Raw genomic sequence first — 15,020 nt, forward strand, 5'->3', positions numbered from 1 at the left:
GCTGTCTGATGCCTCGTTGGCGGGTCAGGCCGCCTGAGCGAGGTTGCGCAGGACGTAGTGCAGGACGCCGCCGTTTTCGACGTAGTCCTTTTCGACGGCCGTATCGATCCGGCATTTAAGCGTGATCGTCTTTTCGGTGCCGTCCGCATAGGTGATCTTGGCCGGAACCTCCTGCGCGGGGGTGACGCCTTCGAGGCCTTCGATGTCGACCGTTTCCTCGCCCGTCAGCTCGAGCGATGTGCGGCTGTCGCCGCCGGTGAACTCGAACGGGATGACGCCCATGCCGACGAGGTTGGAGCGGTGGATCCGCTCGTAGCTTTCGGCGATGACCGCCTTGACGCCCAGAAGCGCCGTGCCCTTGGCCGCCCAGTCGCGGGAGGAGCCTGCGCCGTATTGTTCGCCCGCGATGATCACCAGCGGCGTGCCTTCGTTCTGGAACGCCATGGCGGCGTCGAAGATCGGCATCTGATCGCCGTTCGGGCCTTTGGTGTAGCCGCCCTCGACGCCCGGCACCCGCTCGTTGCGGATGCGGATATTGGCGAAGGTGCCGCGCATCATCACCTCGTGATTACCGCGCCGCGAGCCGTAGGAGTTGAACTCGCGCACAGGGACCTGACGTTCACGCAGGTAGATCCCTGCGGGCGTCGATTCCTTGAAGGAGCCGGCGGGCGAGATGTGGTCGGTCGTGACCATATCGCCCAGCATGGCGAGGATCTTGGCACCTTTGACGTCGGTGATGTCGCCCGGCTCGGCGCCCATGCCCTGGAAGTAGGGCGGGTTCTGAACGTAGGTCGAGGAGGTCGGCCAGTCATAGGTGAGGCTGTCGGTGGTCTCGACCGATTGCCATTTCTCGTCGCCCTTGAAGACATCGGCATATTTGGACTGGAACGCCTCGCGGGTAACGGTTTTCTCGACCAGATCGGCGATCTCTTTTTGCGAAGGCCAGATGTCTTTGAGATAGACGTCGTTGCCGTTCTGGTCCTGGCCCAGAGGTTCGGAGGTGATGTCGACATTCATGTCGCCCACCAGCGAATAGGCCACCACGAGGGGGGGGGAGGCGAGGTAGTTGGCGCGCACGTCGGGCGAGATCCGGCCTTCGAAGTTACGGTTGCCGGAGAGGACAGAGACGCCGATCAGGTCGTAATCGTTGATCGCCTTGGAGATCTCGGGCTCCAGCGGGCCGGAATTGCCGATGCAGGTGGTGCAACCGTAGCCGACAAGGTGGAAGTCGAGTGCGTCGAGATCCTCCTGCAGGCCGGAGGCTTCGAGATATTCGCTGACGACCTGCGAGCCGGGCGCGAGGGAGGTTTTCACCCAGGGCTTGCGGGTCAGGCCCAGCTCGCGCGCCTTGCGGGCAACGAGGCCCGCGCCGATCATCACGTAAGGGTTGGACGTGTTGGTGCAGGAGGTGATCGAGGCGATCACGATAGAGCCGTCATGAAGCTGGTAGGCGCCGTCCTTGGCATCGACATAGCCGCGGCGGTGATGGCCTTCGTCGCCGGGGATGTCCTGCGGTTCGGGCTGGCCGCCTTCGCCTTCCCAGCGCACCTCGGCCTTGTCCGAGGCATCGCTGGCGCGTTCGCCCTGCACATAGGTCGCAAAGGTCGAGGCCGCCTTGGTCAGGTCGATGTGATCCTGCGGGCGCTTGGGACCCGAGATGGCGGGGATGACGGTGCCCATGTCGAGCGAGAGGGTGTCGGTATAGACCGGGTCATAATCGGGGCCGCGCCACATGCCGTTTTCCTTGGCATAGGTTTCGACCAGCGCGATGCGGTCCTCGTCGCGGCCGGTCAAGCGCAGATATTTCAGCGTCTCGTTGTCGATCGGGAAGAAGCCGCAGGTGGCGCCGTATTCGGGGGCCATGTTGCCGATGGTCGCCCGGTCGGCGAGCGGCAGATTGTCGAGCCCGTCACCGTAGAATTCCACGAATTTGCCGACGACGCCCTTTTCGCGGAGCATCTGGACGACCTTGAGGACGAGGTCGGTGGCAGTGGTCCCTTCGGTCATCTCTCCGGTCAGCTTGAAGCCGACGACCTCGGGGATGAGCATAGAGACGGGCTGGCCAAGCATGGCCGCCTCCGCCTCGATCCCGCCGACGCCCCAGCCGAGGACGGCCAGACCATTGACCATGGTCGTATGGCTGTCGGTGCCGACGAGCGTGTCGGGATAGGCGACCTCTTCGCCGTTCTGGTCCGTGTCGGTCCAGACGGTCTGGGCGAGGTATTCGAGGTTCACCTGATGGCAGATGCCGGTGCCGGGGGGGACGACGCGGAAGTTGTTGAACGCCTTCTGGCCCCATTTGAGGAAGGTGTAGCGCTCAAGATTGCGCTCGTACTCGCGGTCGACATTATGCTGAAAGGCGCGGGGATTGCCGAACTCGTCGATCATCACCGAGTGATCGATGACAAGATCGACGGGGTTGAGCGGGTTGATCTTTTCCGCATCCCCCCCCAGCGCCACAATCCCGTCGCGCATGGCAGCCAGATCGACCACGGCAGGCACACCGGTGAAGTCCTGCATCAGCACGCGCGCGGGGCGGTAGGCGATTTCGCGGTTGGTCTTGCCGCCGTTCTCGGCCCAGTCGGCGAAGGCCTTGATGTCGTCGGTCGTGACGGTGTTGCCGTCCTCGAAGCGGAGCAAGTTCTCGAGCACCACTTTGAGCGCGGCGGGCAGTTTGGAGAAGTCGCCGAGACCGGCCTCTTCGGCGGCCGGGATGGAGTAATAGGCAAAGGAGCTGCCTCCGGCCGAAAGGGTCTTGCGGGTCTTGGCGCTGTCGTGACCGACGGTGATGGGCATGGGGAACTCCTTGGCTGCGGTGTGGCTTGGGGGTGCAGATAGCGGGGGTGCGGTGGCCGTTCAAGGCGATAGGCAAGCGCGGTATACAATTGCACACCGTATTTGTCGAGAGGGTCCGTCTGGTCACAGTGACATGGTTCTCTCGAACCGTTGATTGGTCATTTCGGCGCGTGCCGCTTAGTCCGGTTCATGCGCTGATGGAAAGGGATCCGGGAATGATCAGAGGTATGGTTGCCGCGGCGGTGATGTGGTGCGGCCTTGCTGGAACTGCCGCTGCCGATGCGCCGGTCATCGTGGAGCTTTACACGTCGCAGGGCTGTTCGTCCTGTCCGCCCGCCGATGCCATGCTGCAGGAGTTGTCTGAGCGCGATGACGTGATCGCGCTGGCGCTGCATGTGGATTACTGGGACTATATCGGCTGGAAAGACAGCTTCGCTCATCCTGGCCATACCGACCGCCAGCGCGGCTATGCCCGTGCGGCCGGAGAGAGCACGATCTACACCCCGCAATTCGTCGTGGGCGGTGTGGATCACATCGTCGGCACGCAGCCCGCTGATTTGGAGCAACAGATCGAGGCGCATTTGGCGGCCCCTGATGCAGTAGAGATGGCGCTGGTGCGCGATGGCGGGGCGGTGCGCCTGACCGGAGCGGCGGGCGATCTGGCGGGACCGGTCGATCTGCATATGCTGCGGTATACGCCTGCCCAACGCGTCGCCATTCGGAAGGGCGAGAATCGCGGGCGGGTGATGGACTATTCCAACATCGTCTCGGACTGGCAGGTGATCGGGCAATGGGATCCGCGCGAAGCGCTGGATCTGCGCGTCGATGCGGCCGGAGAGCTGCCGGTCGTCGTGATCGCCCAGCGGCCGGACCATGGCCCGATCCTTGGCGCGGTGCGTTTGAGGTAGGAAGAATTTTCTAGAAAATTCTTGAGATCAGATCTTTCGCCGAAAGATCTGGAGAGCAAAATCTTCTAGAAGATTTTGGCCCCCGGTTCAGAGCTTTCGGTTTGGTTTCCAGCGGCGGTGAAACCAGAACCACTGGCCGGGATGCGCGGCGATCTGCGTCTCGAGCCTGCGGGTCGCCTCGGCCATCATCGTTTCGGGATCGGTGTGCGGGATCGGGCCATCGACGAGGATCTCGAAATCAAGACCATTGGGCTGGCGGACCGCGAAATAGGTCAGGAGCAGAGCGTCGTATTTCAGCGCCATCTCGGCGGCGGACAGGCTGGTCGGCGCAGGCTTGCCCATGAAATCGATCACCCCGCCATCGCGGGACCAGATGTCGAAGAAGAGCGTGGCCATTCCGCCGCCTTTGAGATGCTTGACGAAGCTCGCTGTCCCGCGCCGGCCCTGTTCGAAGATCGGGCCTGAGACCTCCTCCATCGTTTTGACGTAGTGCAGGTTGAAGAAGGGATTGGCCATCGGCCGGTAGAGACCGCCGATGGTGAAGCCCCGCGCATGCAAGGCGTGGCGCGGGACTTCGTAATTGCCGAAATGGCCTGTTGCGAAGAGGACGGGGCGCCCCTCGGACTTCGCTGTCTCGAGCGCGGCGAGGCCGTCCCCCGAGATCGGGGCGGCGGTTGCCCGTGCGATCAGATCGGCACCCGAATAGTTTTCGATCAGGGTGCGGCCCGCATTGCCCAGCGCGTCGGATGCGATCCGGCGGCGTTTGTCCAGAGGCATGTCCGGGTCGATATAGGCCAGATGCTCTATTGCGCGTTTGCGAAAGCCCGCCAGCGGGCCGACAATGCGGCGGATCGCCTGGTCGAGAAACCAGAGCCGGGTTCGGTAGGGCAAGCGCCTGGCTGTCCAGATCAGACCCCGGGCGATGCGGTCGGTCACCCGGTTGGCGGCGCCGCCTTCGTCCTGTCTGAACTGTCCCATTCACTGGCCTTCGGTTCTTTGGCCCTTGCCTCGCGATGCCAGACATAAAGACCGGCCCCCACGATCACAAGCGCGCCCGCAACGGTCGCTGCGTCAGGCCAGAGGCCGAAGACGGCGAGCTGGAGAAGCATGGCCCAGAGGAAGGACGCGTAAAAGAAGGGGGCAACCACGCTCGCTTCGGCCAGGCTGAGGGCGCGGATGAGAAAGAGCTGTCCCGCCGCGCCGAAAAGACCGATGCCGATCAGAAACGGCCAGTCGGAAGCGATGAGCGGCTCCCAGGCGAAGGGGACGGCGGCGGTCAGGAACACCATCGCGAAGAGCGGTGCGTAGAAGAGTGAGGTCCAGACATCCTCGTCGCTGCCGACAAAGCGGGTGGCCAGCGCGTAGCCTGCGTAGCAGAGCGTGCCCGCCACTGGCAGGAGAGCCCAAACCGTGAAGGCTTCGGTGCCAGGCCGGATGATGAGAAGCGCTCCGGTCAGGCCCACCAGCACGGCGAGGAGGCGGGCGCGGCCCAGTTTTTCCCCGAGGATGAAGGCGCCGCCGAGGGTAAGCCAGAAGGGGGCGATTTGGGCGATGGCGATGTTTTCGGCCAGATCAAGCACCTCGTAGCCCGCAAAGAAGAAGACGGTTGCGGCGAAAAGGCAGACCGAGCGGAGCAGTTGGAGCTTTGGATAGCGGGTCCGGAGAACGCGGCGCGCGCGCGACAGGATGAGGAGCGTGACGAGCAGGGCCTGCACGGCGTAACGGAACCAGAGGGTCTGAAGCAGGTGGACGCGGTCGGCCAGAAGCTTGGCCATCAGGTCCATGCAGGTGAACATAAGGCCCGCCGCAAGAAAGATGAGGATGCCGCGGGCTGCGGCGCTCACCCCGGCTGCCTTGGCAAGCCGGTGCCGATCATGCTGTCGCGGGTGACGAGAGCGGCAAGAGCGTCTTCGGTCATGTCGTCCGTTCCGGCGGGGCGTTCGGGCAGCACGATGTAGCGCATGTCGGCGGTGCTGTCATGGACGCGCAGCTCGATGCCCTCGGGCAGGGTCAGGCCGAATTCGGCAAGGACCGAGCGCGGCTCGCGCACGGTGCGGGAGCGGTAGGCGCGGGTTTTATACCAGTCGGGCGGCGGGCCGATCAGGTAGCGCGGGTAGCAGGAGCAAAGCGTGCAGACGACGACGTTATGCAGGCCCGGTCTATTCTCCAGCGCTATCAGGTGCATCGGGCCGATATCGAAGCCCATCTCGCGGCAGGCGGCGGAGGCGTCGGTGAGCAGGCGCACCTTGAAGTCCGGATCGGTCCAGGCGCGGGCGATGACGCGGGCGCCGTCCGTGGGAGAGCGGGCGTCCATCCGGTCGATGGCGCCTGCGATCTCCTCTGGCGTGGTGACGCCTTTTTCGACGAGAAGCTCGCGCACGGCGATCTCCATCGTCTGCCAGTAGGTGAGCGGCTCGTCATTGTCGGGGCGCGGCGGGGTGTGATGGTCGTGATGATCGTGGGGCATGTCAGTCTGCGGGCTCCAGCCAGTGGGCGTAGATCTCGGCCTCGAGCGTGTCGCCCGGGGCCTCTGCCGTGTCGCCCCAGATGTCGCGCATGGTGAAGCGGACGCGGTAGAGGGCGAGGTTCTTGGCAGCAAGGCCGTAAGCGCCTTGTTCGGGGTTGGGGAAGGGGCCGAGTTTGCGTTCGATCGTACCGGTTTTCCCGCGCAGATAGGCGGGGGTGCGGATATGGCCGGGCGGGTGCCAGTTGCGGACGCGCACGCGGCTTGTCATTGCGCGGCCTCGCCGTAGCTGGCGCCGCGGGCGGAGATCTTCTCCATCCGCAAGGCTAGGTCGGCGGGGGAGTAGATGCCCGCCTCGATCAGGTTGCGATTGACCGAGGAGATCCAGCGTTCGTAGTAGGTCATCGTCTCGAAGGCGTCGGGGGGTAGATCCTCGATCGCGCGGCGCAGGCCGTCGACGGTGAAGATCCCCTTGCCCGCGCAAAGGACGAGGAGCGCATCGACCCGCTTTTCCCAAAGGGCGAAGTCATGGTCGTCCTTGGGCACGGGACCGGCGATATCGCCGCCCATATCGTGCCAGGATTTGATCGGAGGGTTGGACATGGCGGCAGGGTATGTGCCTGCTCGCCGTGTGTCCATGGCGCGCGGGGTCAGCTGTTTTTCTGGGCGCTGTCGTCGATGAGAGTGATGTCGCCCTTTGCGGCCAGACTTCGGATCGCGTCGACGACTTCCATCATCGCCGCCTCGCCGTCGGTTTCGGAGACCTTTCCCATCTCCTCCATCTGGTCGCGAAGCTGGTCGGCCATGCGTTGCGGCAGGTTTTCGAGCAGGAAGTCCGTGGCTGCGGCATCCGCTTCGCGTCCTGCCTGGGCGCCGATCATGGCTGTCACGAGGATCTGTGGCGCAACGTCCCGAAGGAGCGCCGGGACGTCTCCGGGATCGAGGCGGGTCGGGATATTGGCGAAGGTGAAGATCGCGCGCCGCACGCGGGTCGCGAAATCGGCGTCGGTTTCGGTGAGGGCGCCCAGCACCTCGTCCCGTGTCGAGGCGCGCGAGGAATTGAGAATTGCGCCGATGCGGTCCACCGGATCCCCGTCGAAGGCCTGAACCGGTCGATCCTCGATCTGGTGCAGAAGGGCGGCGCCGATGCGGGCGACGGCGGAGGGGGTCACGGCAGAGGTCTGCGAGACGGCATAGGTGATGCGGCGCGCGCGCGGGCCGGGCAGGCGGCCTAGAAGGGCGGCGGCGGTTTTGACCGGTAGCTTGGAGAGAAGGACCGCGCTGACCTCCACGCTTTCCTGTTCGAGAAGCGGCAGCAATTCATCCTCGTCCGCGATCTTGAGGCGATCCCAGGGATCGGCCTCTACCCCCGATCCGATGCGGTTGCGAAAGGCGGTGGCGGCGACATCGCTGATCTTGCCGTCCAGAAGGGTCAGGACGCCGTCCGGGCCGCCTGCGCCGCTTAGTGCAAGCTGTTCGAGATCGGAGGCAAATTCGGCGGCGACCGCCTGGAGCGTCGCCTTATCGATGGAGGGGATATCGGCCAACGCTTCGGTGAGCGACAGCTGAACCTCGATCGGCAGGCTGGCGAGCGAAAAGTCCGTACCTTCGGCGATCAGCCACTTGACAACAATCGCCGCTTTCTTGCGGCCCGAGAGCGCTAGCGGCGCTGGCGGAGGAGGCGCGGTCTGGGGAGCGGTCGCGAGCTGAGCCGTGGTCATGAGAGGGTCATCCTTGCCTTAACCAGTTCCCCGCTTTTCGCTTGGAAAGGTGAAGGAAAGGCTAAGGATGACCACCTGGTTCGTCTGCCTTAGTAGCTGGGGCCGGTTCCGCTTTCGAGGGCGAGGCGCAAGGATACTTCTGCCCATGTATCGCGGCCGCCGCGGGTGCGGATTTCGGTTAGTTGGGCGCGGGCGGCGTCCAGATCTCCGGCTTCGGCATAGCCCTGGCCCATATAAGAGCGGGCGAGCAGGTTGTCTGGATTAGCGCTGAGCGCGGCCTGGTAATACCGCTCTGCCCCTGCCTGATCGCCCATCTTGCGAGCGGTGAAGCCCAGATAGGTCAGCGTGCGGTCATCGCTTTGGTCCATCGCGGCCAGTACGTGGCGGGCGTCGTTATGGCGGTCCGCATAGGCCAGCTCGCGCGCGGCATCATAGCGGCTGTCATCGTCAAAGCGCGCATCCTTGGGGTCGGCGCAGGCCTTTGTTGCTTCGTCGTAGATCTGGCCGTTCTCGCATTGGGTCGTCGTCTCGGTCGGGGTGGGCGGGGTGCTGCCGCCGCCGCCTGCCGCCAGAAGGGTAGACGGAACGAGGAGGGGGAGGGCAAGAACAAAGGCGCGCATTATTTGGAAACTCCTAAAACTGATACCGGGGACTATAGGACGATCGGATGGAAAAACGGCCCCCGATCTGATCGAGGGCCGTTCAGATAAGTGTGATCGCAGCTTAGCTTGTGGTGACGGGCGTGCAGGTGCCGGACGCCTCGTCGAAGGTCGAACCTTCGGCGCAGGACATCGCCTGCTGCTGTTTCTCGTAGTTGCAACCGGCCGCCATGGCGAGACCCGGAAGGATCGTGATCGCGGCAGCGGTGAGGAGGGTCTTGAAGGTCATCAGGGCGTCTCCTTGAACTGGGTATAGACATTATCTTGCATGGCTGAGGGTAACGCAGGTTGCCGCTGGGTCAAACAGTCAATGTGCGGCACACTGTCCCGAGTATCAGGTTTTGAAGACCCGGTCGAAGATCGTGTCGACATGTTTGGTATGGTAGCCAAGGTCGAACTTATCGTCGATCTCGGCCTCCGAGAGGGCTGCTGTCACGTCCGGATCGGCCTTGAGCTCGGCCCGGAAATCGGCGCCGTCTTCCCAGACTTTCATCGCGTTGCGCTGTACGAGCGTATAGGCGTCCTCGCGGCTCACGCCGTTCTGGGTCAGAGCCAGCAGGACGCGCTGGGAATGGACGAGGCCGCGATGGCGGTCGAGATTCTCCATCATGTTGGCCGGGTAGATCACCAGCTTGTCGATAACCTGCGTCATGCGAGCGAGGGCGAAATCGAGCGTGACGGTGGTGTCGGGGCCGATCATGCGCTCGACGGAGCTGTGGGAGATGTCGCGTTCGTGCCAGAGGGCCACGTTCTCCATCGCGGGTGTGACGGCCATGCGCACGAGGCGGGCGAGGCCGGTCAGGTTCTCGGTCAGAACCGGGTTGCGCTTGTGCGGCATGGCCGAGGAGCCTTTCTGGCCAGGGGAGAAATATTCCTCGACCTCAAGGACTTCGGTGCGTTGGAGGTGCCGGATCTCGGTCGCGATGTTTTCGATCGAAGAGGCGATGACGCCGAGCGTGGCGAAGAACATGGCGTGCCGGTCGCGGGGGATTACCTGGGTACTGATCGGCTCTGGCGTGAGGCCGAGCTGGTCGCAGACATGGGCTTCGACGCGCGGATCGATATTGGCAAACGTGCCGACCGCACCGGAGATAGCGCCGGTGGCGATTTCGGCACGGGCGTTTTCGAGCCGGGTTTTGCCGCGCGCGATCTCGGCATGGAAACGCGCGAATTTGAGGCCCATCGTGGTCGGCTCGGCGTGGATCCCGTGGGAGCGGCCGATGGCGATGTCGTATTTATGTTCATGCGCGCGGCGGTGGAGCGCGGCGAGCAGATTATCCATGCCTTTGAGGAGAAGGTCGGTGGCCTGGGTCAGCTGTACGTTGAAGGCGGTGTCGAGCACATCCGAGGAGGTCATGCCCTGATGGACGAAGCGGGCCTCGTCGCTGCCGACATGTTCGGCGAGATGGGTGAGGAAGGCGATGACGTCGTGCTTGGTCACACGCTCGATCTCGTCGATGCGGTCGACGTCGAATTCCACGTCTTTCGCTTTCCAGACGGCTTCGGCATTCTCGCGCGGGATCAGGCCCAGATCCGCCATCGCGTCGCAGGCATGGGCCTCGATCTGATACCAGATGCGGAACTTGCTCTGAGGGCTCCAGATGGCGACCATGTCGGGGCGGGAATAACGTGGGATCAAGGGAACTCTCCGAACGGGGATGTGACGGGGGCGTCTTAAGTGGGGACGGGCGGGGGAACAAGCGGGATGGCTGGAGATCTGGACTTGCGCGCGGGGCTGGAGGGGCGCTGGCGGCTGACGCGGCGGGTCGAGGACCGGGTGCTGCGCGCGGATATGGGGTTCGAGGGGGAGGCTTGGTTCACGCCGGTGGAGGGCGGGCTGAGCTATCGCGAAACGGGGCAGTGGACGGGCGCGCCCTGGGGTGCGCTTTCGGGAGAGCGGTCGTATCTGTGGCGGTTCCGCGAGGGGTTTGTGGGCGTGCGCTATCCCGATGGGTCTGCGTTTCATCAGTTCAAGCCGGGTCTGAAGGCGGAGGCGAAGCATTTGTGCGGGCGGGATCTTTACACCGGATTGTACCGGTTCGATCTGCCGTCCGCGTGGTCGCTGACCTGGCATGTGAGGGGGCCGCATAAGGATTACAGCTCGGCCACGCTGTTTGCGCGGGAGGTTTGAGCCCTTGCGACCCGGCGAGGGGCGGGGCAGAAACGGGACAGCTATGGACAATGGAGGTTCAGCGATGATCGCGATTGGCAATGACAGGGTTCTGACCGAAGCGGTCGGGCCGACCGAGGGCAGCCTGCGGCTGGCCAAGCAGGCGGTTCTGGTGGTGCTGGGGATCGCGCTGCTGGCGCTGACGGCGAAGATCAAGATCGCCATTCCGCCCTCGCCCGTACCGGTGACGCTGACGACATTTGGCATCCTGACCATCGGGGCCGCTTATGGGCCGCGGCTGGGTCTGGTGACGGTGATCGGATATTTGCTGGTCGGGGCCGCGGGTTACGACGTGTTCGCGGGATCGTCGGCCGAGCTGGCCGGGATCGAATACATGATGGGCAGCACAGGCGGATACCTGGTCGGCTATGTCCTCGCGGCGCTGGCGCTGGGCATCGCGGCGCGGGCCGGATGGGACCGGAGCGTCCTGCTGATGGCGGCGGCGATGCTGATCGGCAATGTTCTGCTTTACGTGCCGGGCCTGTTGTGGCTGGGGCAGCTTTATGGATGGGATCAGCCGATCCTGGCCTGGGGTCTGACGCCGTTTCTGATTGGCGATGCGATGAAGTTGGCGCTGGCCGCTTTGATCGTGCCGGGACTATGGAAGCTGATCGGCGACGCGCGGAGCTAAGCCCGGTTGGGATGAACGACGGCGCCGCACCGAAAGGAGCGGCGCCTTTTTCTTTGCCTAGTCAGATAGATCCGTTGCGATCTTCGAGCTTTGCTCGAGGGTGCGGTGGACCGGGCACTTGTCGGCAATCTTCAGCAGGCTTTGCCGCTGATCCTCGGTCAGATCGCCGGTGACGCGGATCGTGCGGGTGAAGTGGTCGGCGCGCTCCTGACCTTCGTTGCGGCAGTCTTTTTCGGCGTCGGTCAGATGCACCTTGTCATGGGCGACATCGACCTCGACACCGTCGAGCGGCAGGTTCTTGTGCCGAGCATAGAGCCTCAGCGTCATCGAGGTGCAGGTCCCGAGCGCGGCGGAGAGCAGATCGTAAGGCGTCAGACCGCGATCGGTGCCGCCGACTTTTTTCGGCTCGTCGGCGAGGATCTCGTGCGGGCCGCTTTGGACCGTCTGGAGAAAGCCGTCGGGGCTTTGTTCGATGACGCGCAGGATGCCGTCGGGGGGCGTTTCCTTTGCCTTCTTGTCGGTGAGGTCGAGATAGCGGGAGGCCCAGGCGGAAATGACCCCGGCGGCGTATTCCGCATCGGCGATATCCGAGACGAGGTGATCGGATTTATCCAGCGTGACGAAGCTTTTGGGATGTTTCGCGGCGAGGAAGATCTCGGAGGCATTTTCGATCCCGACGGTGGCGTCGATGGGGGAATGGAGGATCAGAAGGGCGGCTTTGAGGCCTTGGATCGCGGGGGTGAGCTCTCCTTTTGCGATGTCGTCGAGGAAGTCAGAGCGGATCCGGAAGGGGCGCCCTGCGAGTTGGACCTCGGCGATGCCTTTTTCGATGATCTCGGGGAGTTGGTCCTTGAAGTTGTTGGTCACATGGGCGGGATCGAAGGGCGCGCCGATGGTGACGACGGCCTTGGCGCTGGCGATATCGGGGGCCGCCTTGAGGATCGCGGCACCGCCAAGGGAGTGGCCAATGACCAGATCGGGGGCCATTCCGCGTTCTGCCAAAGCATTGGCGGCGGCATGCAGATCGCCCACGTTGGAGGTGAAATCGGTGTTCTCGAATTCCCCTTCCGAGCCGCCGAGCCCCGTGAAATCAAAGCGCAGCACGGCGATGCCAAGGCCCGCCAGATGGGCGGCGATGCGGCGGGCGGCCGGGATGTCCTTGGAGCAGGTGAAGCAATGCGCGAAGAGGGCCGTGGCGCGCGGCGGGCCGTCCGGCAGATCAAGGCGCGCGGCGAGGGACTGGCCCTTATGGCCGGGGAAGGTGAATTTCTCGCTGCGCATACCGGTCTCCGTATTTAGGGCGTGCAAAAGGGCACGTCCGGCAAGGGCTTAGCACGGGGAGGCGGGGGCGGTCATGTCCCGAGTGGCTCACGTTCCGGCGAGGGTGTTTTACGGTGTGATTTGGTGGTCGCCGGATCAGAAGAGTGCGCCGAACAGGATAAGGCCGCCGATGACGATCAGCATGTTCCGACCGATGCGGGTGCTCCACATCCAGCCGAGAACCGTGAAGATCGTGAATCTTGGCCGCATATGATAGGCGCGGCGATTTCGCCGGGTCTTGTGAATGACCTGGTCGAGCCGCGCGAGGTTGTCGTCATAGGTGTCGGTCTCGTAGGGGATATCAGGCCGCTTCGGCTCTAGCTCGATCTCGGCGATGGGTTCAGGCGGCGGGACGGGATCGCCGGGGCGGCGCGGCGGCTCTTTGAGGACGATCGGATCGGTTTTCTTGGTCATGGGACAAAGATAGGGGTTCGGGCCGTGCAGGAAAACCCGATGGGATTGTCTTCTTAAGGGTTTTGCCTGAACGCCGCGTTTTGACACAAAACCGTTGCACATCGCCCTGGGACAGGCTTCTGGTTCTGTCCGATGGACCTGAGCGATTTGCCCCTTCCGATCCCCGCCGACCGACTTGAGGCCGTTGCGCGTGGCAGCGAGCGCGTGGTCTACCGCTTGGCGGAGAGGCCGGGGGTCCTCCTGAAGATCGCCAAGGGTCGCCCGCAGACGCCACCGCCGGTCTATCGCTACGAGCAGGCGCTTTGGGATGCGCGTCGGCACCTTCAAGACGTGCCGCTGCCGCAGATCTTCGGGACGGTGCCGACGGAGCTGGGTCTGGCGCAGGTGGTTGAGGAGATCGCGGATGGCGAGGGGCGCTCCCGGACCTTGGCCAGTCTGGCGACGGATGGCCCGTTGACGGATGCCACGCTGGAGCGGCTGACGGAGTTTGCGCGGCGCGCCATCGAGATGGGCATTCCGATTCACGATCCGCGCGCGCGCAACCTGCTTTATGGGGTCCGGGACGGAGAGGCGGCGTTCGTTATCGTGGATGGGTTTGGGGACCGGGCGCTGGTGCCGCTGAAGCGGTGGCTGCCCTGGCTGAACGCGCGGGTGCTGAACCGGCGGTTCGATCAGGTCGGGCGTGAAGTGGGTTTGATCTGGGACGCCGCGGGGCGGCGGTTTGCGCGGGGCGAATAGGAAAGGAAAGGGCGCCCGCCGGGCGCCCTTGTCAGTTTGGTTTGCTGGATCCGAGGATCACAGGTCGATGCCTCAGGCAATTTCGGTCAGAGCGTCGGTCTGAATGACGGCCTGATCTTCGATGAAGTAGATGCGTTCGACATTCTTGAATGTCTCTGTGACCTCGCCTGATACGTCGCCAGAGACATCCAGTTCGATGAATGTGACAAACGCATCGCCATCCTCGTCCACGCCGAACGTGGCCGTGTCCGAAGACGCCCTGAGAACAATCGTATCGACGCCGGTTCCGCCATCGAAGCTGTCGGTTCCGGTTCCGCCGATCAATCTGTCATCGCCGTTGAACCCGCGCAGATCGTCATCGCCTGTTCCGCCGACAAGACGGTCATCGCCGCGTCCTCCGCTCAAAGTGTCATTTCCCGATCCGCCGCGCAGAATGCTGTCGCCGCTCCCCGATTTCGAGATCACGTCATCGCCGGCATTTCCGCTTAGGATATCGTTTCCGCCAAAGCCGATGATCCTGTCATCTCCTTGTCCCCCGGATATGAAATCATCGGTCTGACCCCCGAAAAGCAAGTCGTCCCCACCACGTCCGTAGATCGTATTCCCTTCATCAGCGAGATTGTCGCCGTATCTTGCACCGGTGATGATATTATCTCCGGCATCCCCAAACACGGTTAATGGCGCAGAGGTCGAATTCAGGTTGACGAATGAGACATTGTCTTCCGCCAATACAGTGAAGGACGTATCGAGTTGTCCGAACGAGTTGAGATTGGTTCCCGACGCCGAATAGTCGGGGATCAGGAAGAAATCGTTGTCATCTGCGAACTGCGTCGCGGTCGCTTCAAACTCTGCCGGGGAGAGACTGAGCCCTCTGAGCGTCACGAGATTCGGGTTGCCATCGGCGATTTCGGGGTCGTTCGTGAACGTGGTATTGCCATCCCCATCAAAGGTGAGCCGCCCCGCATCGATCACGACGGATCTTATCTCCCCGCCGATCAGATTGCCGTCTGGGCCATATTCCAAACCCGTACCGGTCAAGGTGAAGGAGGCAAAAACGCCGCTGGGTTCGTTGGAAAGGGGATCGTTAATTTCGATGATGGCAATTGTGCCTGATGGTCCGGAGTTGAAATACTCAAACATTCTTTATCCTTTCTACTTCGCACTAAACAGGTGGTGAGTATTTCTTATTGATCAAGTTC

17 protein-coding genes are annotated in these 15,020 nt (G+C 63.4%); 4 read left to right on the plus strand and 13 right to left on the minus strand.

The features are described from left to right. Nucleotides 1-24: 24 nt before the first annotated feature. Nucleotides 25-2,796, minus strand: a complete 2,772-nt coding sequence (gene acnA, locus AAD018_RS10705) for an aconitate hydratase AcnA (protein WP_367316052.1) — start codon at nt 2,794-2,796, stop codon at nt 25-27. A gap of 215 nt (nt 2,797-3,011) precedes the next feature. Between acnA and AAD018_RS10710 the strand changes: the two genes are divergently transcribed. Continuing rightward, nucleotides 3,012-3,704 carry a DUF1223 domain-containing protein gene (locus AAD018_RS10710; RefSeq protein WP_367316054.1) on the plus strand — a complete coding sequence of 231 codons (693 nt, stop codon included), beginning with the start codon at nt 3,012-3,014 and terminating at the stop codon, nt 3,702-3,704. A gap of 87 nt (nt 3,705-3,791) precedes the next feature. Here the strand turns inward: AAD018_RS10710 and AAD018_RS10715 are convergent, their stop codons facing one another. The 9 genes from AAD018_RS10715 to purB form a co-directional block, all read right to left on the minus strand. After that, nucleotides 3,792-4,682, minus strand: coding sequence for a lysophospholipid acyltransferase family protein (locus tag AAD018_RS10715; RefSeq protein WP_367316055.1), 891 nt, complete (start codon nt 4,680-4,682; stop codon nt 3,792-3,794). Continuing rightward, nucleotides 4,637-5,548 carry a DMT family transporter gene (locus AAD018_RS10720; RefSeq protein WP_367316056.1) on the minus strand — a complete coding sequence of 304 codons (912 nt, stop codon included), beginning with the start codon at nt 5,546-5,548 and terminating at the stop codon, nt 4,637-4,639. Before AAD018_RS10720 ends, AAD018_RS10715 begins: the two co-directional genes overlap by 46 nt. Further along, entirely contained in the window at nt 5,545-6,171 is a 627-nt protein-coding gene (nthA, locus tag AAD018_RS10725; protein WP_367316057.1) for a nitrile hydratase subunit alpha, read from the minus strand. The genes AAD018_RS10720 and nthA overlap by 4 nt, the downstream gene beginning before the upstream one ends. A gap of 1 nt (nt 6,172) precedes the next feature. Then, nucleotides 6,173-6,439 carry an SH3-like domain-containing protein gene (locus tag AAD018_RS10730; RefSeq protein ID WP_367316058.1) on the minus strand — a complete coding sequence of 89 codons (267 nt, stop codon included), beginning with the start codon at nt 6,437-6,439 and terminating at the stop codon, nt 6,173-6,175. Continuing rightward, nucleotides 6,436-6,771 carry a ScnB-like protein gene (locus tag AAD018_RS10735; RefSeq protein WP_412005253.1) on the minus strand — a complete coding sequence of 112 codons (336 nt, stop codon included), beginning with the start codon at nt 6,769-6,771 and terminating at the stop codon, nt 6,436-6,438. The genes AAD018_RS10730 and AAD018_RS10735 overlap by 4 nt, the downstream gene beginning before the upstream one ends. A 47-nt stretch (nt 6,772-6,818) precedes the next feature. Next, nucleotides 6,819-7,889 (minus strand): flagellar motor switch protein FliG, encoded by a 1,071-nt coding sequence (locus tag AAD018_RS10740; protein ID WP_367316060.1) that lies wholly within the window; start codon nt 7,887-7,889, stop codon nt 6,819-6,821. A gap of 89 nt (nt 7,890-7,978) precedes the next feature. Beyond that, the gene (locus AAD018_RS10745) at nt 7,979-8,509 is read right to left on the minus strand and encodes a tetratricopeptide repeat protein (RefSeq protein ID WP_367316061.1); all 531 of its coding nucleotides are present in this window, start codon (nt 8,507-8,509) and stop codon (nt 7,979-7,981) included. A gap of 103 nt (nt 8,510-8,612) precedes the next feature. Then, a complete protein-coding gene (locus tag AAD018_RS10750; protein WP_367316063.1) occupies nt 8,613-8,777 on the minus strand; it encodes a hypothetical protein in 165 nt (54 codons plus the stop codon). 105 nt (nt 8,778-8,882) lie between these two features. Continuing rightward, nucleotides 8,883-10,187: an adenylosuccinate lyase gene (purB, locus tag AAD018_RS10755; RefSeq protein ID WP_367316064.1), complete on the minus strand. Its 1,305-nt coding sequence runs from the start codon at nt 10,185-10,187 to the stop codon at nt 8,883-8,885. Between the two features lie 66 nt (nt 10,188-10,253). Here purB and AAD018_RS10760 point away from each other — a divergent pair, with 66 nt between their 5' ends. Together AAD018_RS10760 and AAD018_RS10765 are read left to right on the plus strand one after the other, a co-directional pair. Beyond that, nucleotides 10,254-10,679: a DUF6314 family protein gene (locus AAD018_RS10760; protein WP_367316065.1), complete on the plus strand. Its 426-nt coding sequence runs from the start codon at nt 10,254-10,256 to the stop codon at nt 10,677-10,679. A gap of 64 nt (nt 10,680-10,743) precedes the next feature. Continuing rightward, complete coding sequence (locus tag AAD018_RS10765) at nt 10,744-11,349, plus strand: biotin transporter BioY (protein ID WP_367316066.1); 606 nt, start codon at nt 10,744-10,746, stop codon at nt 11,347-11,349. A gap of 57 nt (nt 11,350-11,406) precedes the next feature. On the opposite strand, the gene AAD018_RS10770 is transcribed toward AAD018_RS10765, so the two are convergent. Then, a complete protein-coding gene (locus AAD018_RS10770; RefSeq protein ID WP_367316067.1) occupies nt 11,407-12,630 on the minus strand; it encodes a bifunctional alpha/beta hydrolase/OsmC family protein in 1,224 nt (407 codons plus the stop codon). 135 nt (nt 12,631-12,765) lie between these two features. Continuing rightward, nucleotides 12,766-13,083: a hypothetical protein gene (locus tag AAD018_RS10775; RefSeq protein ID WP_367316068.1), complete on the minus strand. Its 318-nt coding sequence runs from the start codon at nt 13,081-13,083 to the stop codon at nt 12,766-12,768. Nucleotides 13,084-13,230: 147 nt separating this feature from the next. Between AAD018_RS10775 and AAD018_RS10780 the strand changes: the two genes are divergently transcribed. After that, on the plus strand, nt 13,231-13,821 hold the full coding sequence (locus tag AAD018_RS10780) for a YrbL family protein (RefSeq protein WP_412005254.1): 591 nt from the start codon (nt 13,231-13,233) through the stop codon (nt 13,819-13,821). Nucleotides 13,822-13,893: 72 nt separating this feature from the next. Here AAD018_RS10780 and AAD018_RS10785 read toward each other — a convergent pair whose 3' ends face one another. After that, nucleotides 13,894-14,961, minus strand: a complete 1,068-nt coding sequence (locus AAD018_RS10785; RefSeq protein ID WP_367316070.1) for a calcium-binding protein — start codon at nt 14,959-14,961, stop codon at nt 13,894-13,896. Between the last annotated feature and the right edge of the window lie 59 nt (nt 14,962-15,020).

Origin of the sequence: Aestuariibius insulae (genome assembly GCF_040783535.2) — a bacterium.
Classification (GTDB): Bacteria; Pseudomonadota; Alphaproteobacteria; order Rhodobacterales; family Rhodobacteraceae; genus Aestuariibius; species Aestuariibius insulae.

Excerpts from the sequence above, each read along its gene's own strand:
- AAD018_RS10765 (WP_367316066.1), top strand. The coding sequence starts at position 10,744 with ATGATCGCGATTGGCAATGACAGGGTTCTGACCGAAGCGGTCGGGCCG.
- AAD018_RS10740 (WP_367316060.1), bottom strand. The coding sequence starts at position 7,889 with ATGACCACGGCTCAGCTCGCGACCGCTCCCCAGACCGCGCCTCCTCCG.
- nthA (WP_367316057.1), bottom strand. The coding sequence starts at position 6,171 with ATGCCCCACGATCATCACGACCATCACACCCCGCCGCGCCCCGACAAT.
- AAD018_RS10785 (WP_367316070.1), bottom strand. The coding sequence starts at position 14,961 with ATGTTTGAGTATTTCAACTCCGGACCATCAGGCACAATTGCCATCATC.
- acnA (WP_367316052.1), bottom strand. The coding sequence starts at position 2,796 with ATGCCCATCACCGTCGGTCACGACAGCGCCAAGACCCGCAAGACCCTT.
- AAD018_RS10760 (WP_367316065.1), top strand. The coding sequence starts at position 10,254 with ATGGCTGGAGATCTGGACTTGCGCGCGGGGCTGGAGGGGCGCTGGCGG.
- AAD018_RS10750 (WP_367316063.1), bottom strand. The coding sequence starts at position 8,777 with ATGACCTTCAAGACCCTCCTCACCGCTGCCGCGATCACGATCCTTCCG.
- AAD018_RS10735 (WP_412005253.1), bottom strand. The coding sequence starts at position 6,771 with ATGTCCAACCCTCCGATCAAATCCTGGCACGATATGGGCGGCGATATC.
- AAD018_RS10710 (WP_367316054.1), top strand. The coding sequence starts at position 3,012 with ATGATCAGAGGTATGGTTGCCGCGGCGGTGATGTGGTGCGGCCTTGCT.
- AAD018_RS10770 (WP_367316067.1), bottom strand. The coding sequence starts at position 12,630 with ATGCGCAGCGAGAAATTCACCTTCCCCGGCCATAAGGGCCAGTCCCTC.
- AAD018_RS10715 (WP_367316055.1), bottom strand. The coding sequence starts at position 4,682 with ATGGGACAGTTCAGACAGGACGAAGGCGGCGCCGCCAACCGGGTGACC.
- AAD018_RS10775 (WP_367316068.1), bottom strand. The coding sequence starts at position 13,083 with ATGACCAAGAAAACCGATCCGATCGTCCTCAAAGAGCCGCCGCGCCGC.
- AAD018_RS10745 (WP_367316061.1), bottom strand. The coding sequence starts at position 8,509 with ATGCGCGCCTTTGTTCTTGCCCTCCCCCTCCTCGTTCCGTCTACCCTT.
- AAD018_RS10730 (WP_367316058.1), bottom strand. The coding sequence starts at position 6,439 with ATGACAAGCCGCGTGCGCGTCCGCAACTGGCACCCGCCCGGCCATATC.